This is a genomic window from Cellulosilyticum sp. (genome assembly GCF_982396655.1).
This window is the reverse complement of sequence record NZ_CEVXFV010000092.1, coordinates 1-7,189: the sequence shown is the minus strand read 5'-3', so window position 1 is coordinate 7,189 and position 7,189 is coordinate 1. Positions and strand designations below refer to the sequence as shown.

Genomic DNA, 7,189 nt, shown 5'->3' with positions numbered 1-7,189 from the left:
CCATTTTTATTATTTTTGTTACTGGAAAGATTTAGTTTTAAGTTTACGCTTATGAATTCTATATTTTAATCAAACAATCAGACTTATATATTAATCTTTTTTACAATATTCTAACATTTATTTGATGCTGTCACAACATATGCCTACATTTTATTATCCTCTTCAACTGTCCATTATCTCTAAACTTTTACTGGTAAGTACTTTAAATAAAATACTCCTTTAAATAGCTGTTGTCTATTAAATACAAAGATTTACTTCATTTTATTTATTTCTGTAAAATATCTCTTCACCTTTTCCTCATTATTACATTATCTCTCTACTTTTGCCTCATTTTACAATGAGGTAAAAGTAAAGAGATAGCAAAAAAACTTTTTCATAATAAAATGGCTATAACCATTGATTTTATTATGGTTATAGCCATTTTGTTTGTAGTCATCTTAATCTATAAACTTTTATCTCGCTGAACAACACCCCTTGCTTTTTTTAGCATCTGTGCAATGTCTATTTTTAATTACCAATTTATTTAAAATCAAAAAGATACTTTTGATTTTTACGCATTCGGAAATTTACAAAGCTTTCTTGATCATCTAACATGAAATAAATATTATTGTCATACAAATATGCCATTTGTTTTCCTGGTAAGGCTACATAACAATGACCTGGATAAATTTCAGTTGTATTAGGAATTATTTGTTTAAGTCTCTGAATACTATCAAACATTTCATAAGCTGAACCCCCTAATTCACTACAAATTCCACAGCCCTCTATAAATACTGTATCTCCAGTAAATAAGTTACCTTCTATAAAATAACACATGCTTCCCTTTGTATGTCCTGGAGTATGTAAGCATGTAATTAAAATATCCCCAATATGTATTTGCTCATAATCATGAAGTAGCTCCATATGCGGTACATAATAATCATAAAAATGAGCCTCATCTATGCCAAGTCCTACCTTTATTTTAAAATTTTTAGTTAACCATTCTACTTGCCGAATATGATCCTGATGTATGTGTGTTAAGAGTACCCACCGTGGTTTAAGCTCTGAATTAGTAATTAACGTTACTAATTTTTCTTCTCCACATGCTGGATCAATAATAACAGCCTCCTTTGTCTGTTTTGCTACTACTATATAAGTATAAGTTTTATATGGTGTTTCCTCATCTTTTAAAATATATAAATCAAATGTTTCAGATACCATTATTCTCTCTTCTCCTTTGTTAGTTTATTCCTATGATAAATAATAGACTCTATAATATATTTAGGGCGATGCTTTGCTTCTAAATATACTTTACCTACATATTCACCAACTACACCTAACATTAGTAATTGTAGACCGCCTAATGCCCAGATAGATACGCTTAAACTTGCCCAACCGCTCACTGTCTTCCCCATAAAGTGCACAACTAAACAGTATAACAACATAATCATACTAATCATAAAAGCTAGTCCGCCTAATATTGTTGCAATGCGTATAGGTGCAATTGTAAATGAAGTAATCCCTTCAAAAGCAAATGCTAGCATCTTCTTTAATGGATATTTAGATTTTCCAGCTAACCGTTCATGGCGTTCGTATTCCACAGTTGTTGAAGGGTAACCTATTTGTGGCACAATACCCCTAAGAAATAAATTAACCTCATCAAATTCTGCTAACCCCTCCAATGCTCTTTTGCTCATTAAACGATAGTCTGCATGATTATACACAATATCTACGCCTAAAAAATGCATAATTTTATAAAAACTTTCTGCTGTAAAACGTTTAAAAAATGTATCTGTTTCTCTAGCTGATCTTACGCCATAAACAACATCATTACCTGCTACGTATGCATCCACAAACTTCTCGATTACCCCTACATCATCTTGTAAATCGGCATCTAATGAAATCACACAATCTGCATATGTTTTAGCAGTCATTAAACCTGCTAAAAGTGCATTTTGATGTCCTCTATTGCGTGCTAAATTAATTCCTACAAAAATCTCATTTGTTTCAGTAAGCTTTTGAATTATCTTCCAAGTGTTATCTTTTGAACCATCATTAACAAAGGCTATACGACTTTCTTTAGAAATTTTATTTTTCATCATAAGTTTTTTCATAATAATTTGAAGTTGACTAGATGTCTCTGGTAAAACTTCTTCTTCATTATAACAAGGCACTACTAGCCACAATTGGTTCATATAATCCCATCCTTTACATAAATGATATCTATGTTGTAACGTATTCTTTTTTACTACTCTTTTTATTATATCTTAATGTATATATATTTTCAAAATTATACATACAAAAACTAGAGACTTTATTTAAGGAAATCTCTAGTTTTTATAAACTAATATTTGTTTCTTTATTTTTAAGTTAGCCTTTTAGCGCATAATAATATAAATCATATATAGAATATAGAGTACAACCAAAATGCCTCCTTCTACTCTTCCTACACTTCTCTTCGTCCACGCAAATATATATGTCAAGATACTGATACCCAATAAAATAATTAAATCATATATGGAAAGTATATTAACATTAATAGGGTGAATACTTGCTGAAAGTGCCAATACTAATAAGATATTAAAAATATTAGAACCTACTACATTTCCCATGGCAATATCACTATCCCCTTTTTTGGCTGCAACTAAACTAGTAACCAGTTCTGGTAGAGATGTTCCCACTGCTACAATAGTAAGCCCTACTAATGTTTCGCTAAGTCCAAAAGAAATCGCAATATCTGAAGCACTATTTACCACAAGTTGTCCACCTACAATAATGCCTACAATACCAATTAAAGCAATTAAAATTCCTTTACCTAAACTATACTTGGGTGGCTGCTCCTCTTCCTTCTTTTCACTTTTTAGGGCAGAGCTAATCATACTATAAATAAATATCACAAAGAATAAAATAAGAACTAAACCATCACTTCGACTTAATACATTACCTATATTACCATAAAAAAACACATCTGCTCCCAAAATAAATAAGGCAACTGTTACTAAAATTGAAAATGGAAAATCTTTCTTTAAAATAGAGTTTTCTACATGTAGTGGTTTAATCATAGCACAACCACCTACTACAACAAGTGTGTTAAATATATTCGATCCAATAACATTGCCCATAGCAATATCATTTTGTCCCTTTAGTGCAGCTGTAATACTAACTGCTGCTTCTGGTGCGCTTGTACCAAAGGCAACGATGGTAAGTCCAATAATAACTGTAGGAATATGAAATATTTGAGCAATAGATGAACTACCATCTACAAAGTAATCGGCTCCCTTTACAAGTAATATAAAGCCAATAATTAATAAAATATAAGCCACTTTAAATGTCCTCCCTTAGCAATACTATCACATGTGTTACATACTATTATAAGTTTTGCCAGTTTTGTTGAAATTTATTCTAATGATTCATCTGCTTACAAGATCGAATGAATCAACCTTGCAAACACATGTTCGAGATTATAAAAAAGGGCATTTTTTCTTTCGTTATTATTAAAGATGTTTCTTAAAAAGCATGTTTTTTGATAAAAAAGGGATGTTTTTTAGTCAAAATCGCTTAATTAATCAAAATGTCTATTTTTACACATTCGAACATTTGTTCTGTTTCTTTATCCAATCACTGCTCCTTGCCTTGTCCTTTTAAAGAATCATGCTATAATAAAATAGAATTAATATTACATTTAACATTAAGATATTTTTAATAAGATACTTTTAAAGTGTTGGCTTAGGAGGAACGAATGAAAGAGCAACATTTATTAAGCTATGTACGACGTGCCGTACAAGACTATGATATGATTCAAGAGGGCGATCGTATTGCGATTGGCATTTCTGGTGGTAAAGATAGTCTCATCTTAGCCTTAGCACTTCGTCAATTACAGCGCTTTTATCCAAAGAAATTTGATATCGTAGGTATTACAGTATCACTTGGCTTTGATAATTTTGACTTAACAGGGGTACATGATTTCTTTGAGAAGTTAGAAGTCCCTTTTGAAGTTGTAGATACCCAAATAGGTAAAATTATTTTTGATATTCGTAAGGAATCTAATCCTTGCTCTCTCTGCTCTAAAATGCGTAAAGGCGCATTATATGATTATGCAAAGAAGCTAGGGTGTACTAAAATTGCTCTAGGTCATAATAAGGATGACATTAATGAAACGCTACTTATGTCTTTACTTTATGAAGGGCGCATTCATACAATGGCACCTAAAACATATATGGACCAAGTAGATCTTCATATTATCAGACCACTTATTTATGTCCCTGAAGGTGATATCCGTGGTTTTGTAAAAAGAGAAGCTTTACCTGTTGTGAAAAGTCCTTGTCCTGTAGATGGTAAGACAAAAAGAGAAGATACAAAACAACTTATTTATGCAATTCAAAAAGAAATTCCACGTGTGCAAGACCATATCTTTGGTGCTGTGCAACGCAGCCAGATTGAAGGTTGGCAAAACAAGGAGGCATAAAATATGTCTAGCTACCAAGAAGATCGTCAAAAATATGTAACCCTTAAAACAAGGGAGCTCTTACAAGAACTCCCCAGCTTTATTTTTGATTTTTTTAGAGGGCTTGAACCCAAAACAAGTGCAAATACCCGTATGGCCTATGCTTATGATATTCGTATTTTTCTAAAGTACCTATATGAAAATATTGACCGCTTTAAAGAACTTCCTAGTATTAAAGCTATTACTTTAGAGCATTTAGAAAAGGTAGCGCCTCGAGAATTAGAGATGTACTTAGAATATTTGTCTTATTATGAAGCTAAAAGTGGACCTAGCCAAGAAGATGTTATATCACATCAAAATGGTCAAAATGGAAAGGCTAGAAAGTTAGCATCTATAAAGACAATGTATCATTATTTTTATAAACAAGAGCGTATTCATTATAATCCTACATCGCTTGTCGATATGCCTAAAATTTACGAAAAACCTATCATTAAATTAGATATTGATGAAATCGCTAAACTCTTAGATGTGGTGGAATCTGGAGAACACTTAACTGATAAACAAAAAATGTATCACGAGTTTACTAAGCAACGCGATTTGGCACTTATTGCCGTATTACTTGGCACCGGTATTCGTGTTTCTGAATGCGTGGGACTTAATTTAGATGATGTAGACTTTAATTATAACGGGCTTAAAATCACTCGCAAGGGTGGTAACGAAACCATTGTATACTTTGGTCAGGAAGTTGAACAGCTCTTAAAAGCATACATAATAGAACGCAAGGCAAAACCTTGTAAGGATTTAGACAATCCACTCTTCTTATCCATGCAAAATAAACGTATTTCAGTACGTAGCGTCCAGCTCCTTGTAAAAAAATACAGTAGTCATGTCACAAATCTTAAGAAAATTACCCCTCATAAGCTTCGTGCAACATATGGGACTCAGCTTTATCAAGAAACAGGTGATATTTATCTTGTAGCGGATGTCTTAGGTCATAAAGATGTTAATACTACTAAAAAGCACTATGCACAAATGGATGATGCCCGTAAGCGCTATGCTGCATCAATCATTAAACTGAGAGAAGAATAGCCTGTATATAGCTTTAAACTAAAAAAACGCTACACACTTTAAATGTATAAAGTGCGTAGCGTTTTTTCTTAATATCATCTTATGGCATTAATTAACTAATAGGTTGTTCAATACCGTCTGTCGTTTGAATTGTTGTATCTGTAAAAGTATTTGATGATGCCGGTGATTCAATAACTGGTGTTGTAGGTTCTACTACTGGTGTACTAGGTTGTACGATAGGTTGTTCTACTGGTGGAACTGTTTCTGTAGGTGGTATAACTTCCGTTGGTACTGAATTTACATTTCCTTCAGGAGTCGTATTATTTTCTATCTCTGGTGTTTGTACAGGTTTTTCTGGTGTTTCGGTATTCTCCTCTGTTGGTGTTTCCGAAACAACTGGTGACTCCTCTGGTAATGGTAATTCTATCACCCTATCATCTGTATCTTCTTGTTCATATTCTGGATAGATTTCTTCCTCTTGTTTAGGTGTCCAATCTGAGCTATTAGATTCCTCTACAGAAGTAGCACTTTTACCTGTCGTAGTTGTAACATCTTCTCTTATAATTGGTACATCACGGTTATAGATAATCTTTTGCATAAAGGCATCAACCTCTGCTTGGTCTAAAATATAGTACCACTTATCTTGTCGCACAGCTTCACCAGGTAATGTTGCAAATGTGATATTTTCAGCTTTAAACTGCGAAACATATTTTAAATAATCTTTTACTTCACCAAGCTTAATATCTGTCTTGAGGTCACTATAAACGGCTGTTGCCATTTTTAATAGATCTGCTGGTGTAGATTCATTAATAACCTTATGTGCAAGTGCCTTTAAGAAAAGTTGCTGGGTTTCAATTCGCCCCACATCTCCTTCAGCATACTGCTCACTATAATCCTCATTATGACGCCAGCGTACAAGGCCCTCTGCTTGCTCACCATTTAAAGTTTGAAGCCCTGGCTGTAAATCAATATGTAAGTCCTGCCAATTGTCAGTATACTTCATACGTCTTGGGACATCTACTTCTACACCGCCTACAGCATCTACAATTTTACGAAAGGCATCAATATTAACGACTACATAATGGTCAATGCGAATCCCCATAATATCTTCTAAAGTATTCACTGTAAAATATCGTAAATTATCAAGGCCGCCATATGCACTCATTTCAGTAATTTTACTATACTCATGATAGCCTTTTCCAAGCTCTGCCATCTTATTTTGTTGATACTCTGTCCATGCAACTTTTGTATCCCTTGGGACAGCAATGACCTTAATTGCATCTGTCTGCGTATTAAAGTTAACTACAAAGATAACATCTGTTCTCGAGCCATCTTTATCTACACCAAATATAGCAATATTTTGATTTAAGTCTCCTTCTGCTTCAGTTTCATTTCTATCATATACTGGTATACTCGCAAGAGCCTTTTTATCTTCTTTTATTACAATACGATCGTAAATCATTTTAATTGCAAACGCCCCTATGCCAACTACAGCACATAAGGCAACAAATATAATCAAGGCATTTCTCAGCACTTTTTTATTTAATTTGCCATTCGGATCAATGATCACTTCCTTCACCTCTCTTAGTGTATCTAATTTGATTACAGACCTCATTATATGATTTTACCATAAAAAATCATATATATCACATAGTTTTTTAATTTATATATAAAAGAATATTAATATTTCCTTAATAC

At 32.9% G+C, this 7,189-nt stretch carries 6 protein-coding genes; 2 read left to right on the top strand and 4 right to left on the bottom strand.

Going from position 1 to position 7,189, the window contains the following annotated elements; all coding sequences use genetic code 11:
• Positions 1–519 precede the first annotated feature (519 nt).
• From AC1VAQ_RS20480 to AC1VAQ_RS20470, 3 genes are all read right to left on the bottom strand, one after another.
• Entirely contained in the window at positions 520–1,200 is a 681-nt protein-coding gene (locus AC1VAQ_RS20480; protein ID WP_302598529.1) for an MBL fold metallo-hydrolase, read from the bottom strand.
• Complete coding sequence (locus AC1VAQ_RS20475; RefSeq protein WP_302598530.1) at positions 1,200–2,174, bottom strand: glycosyltransferase family 2 protein; 975 nt, start codon at positions 2,172–2,174, stop codon at positions 1,200–1,202. Before AC1VAQ_RS20475 ends, AC1VAQ_RS20480 begins: the two co-directional genes overlap by 1 nt.
• 183 nt (positions 2,175–2,357) lie before the next feature.
• Positions 2,358–3,302 carry a calcium/sodium antiporter gene (locus AC1VAQ_RS20470; RefSeq protein WP_302598532.1) on the bottom strand — a complete coding sequence of 315 codons (945 nt, stop codon included), beginning with the start codon at positions 3,300–3,302 and terminating at the stop codon, positions 2,358–2,360.
• A 416-nt stretch (positions 3,303–3,718) separates the two neighbouring features.
• Here AC1VAQ_RS20470 and AC1VAQ_RS20465 point away from each other — a divergent pair, with 416 nt between their 5' ends.
• Both AC1VAQ_RS20465 and AC1VAQ_RS20460 read left to right on the top strand, forming a co-directional pair.
• Positions 3,719–4,444, top strand: a complete 726-nt coding sequence (locus AC1VAQ_RS20465) for a tRNA 2-thiocytidine biosynthesis TtcA family protein (RefSeq protein ID WP_302598534.1) — start codon at positions 3,719–3,721, stop codon at positions 4,442–4,444.
• 3 nt (positions 4,445–4,447) lie between these two features.
• Entirely contained in the window at positions 4,448–5,512 is a 1,065-nt protein-coding gene (locus AC1VAQ_RS20460; protein ID WP_479904478.1) for a tyrosine-type recombinase/integrase, read from the top strand.
• Between the two features lie 91 nt (positions 5,513–5,603).
• Here the strand turns inward: AC1VAQ_RS20460 and AC1VAQ_RS20455 are convergent, their stop codons facing one another.
• Positions 5,604–7,106: an LCP family protein gene (locus AC1VAQ_RS20455; RefSeq protein WP_479904477.1), complete on the bottom strand. Its 1,503-nt coding sequence runs from the start codon at positions 7,104–7,106 to the stop codon at positions 5,604–5,606.
• Positions 7,107–7,189 lie beyond the last annotated feature (83 nt).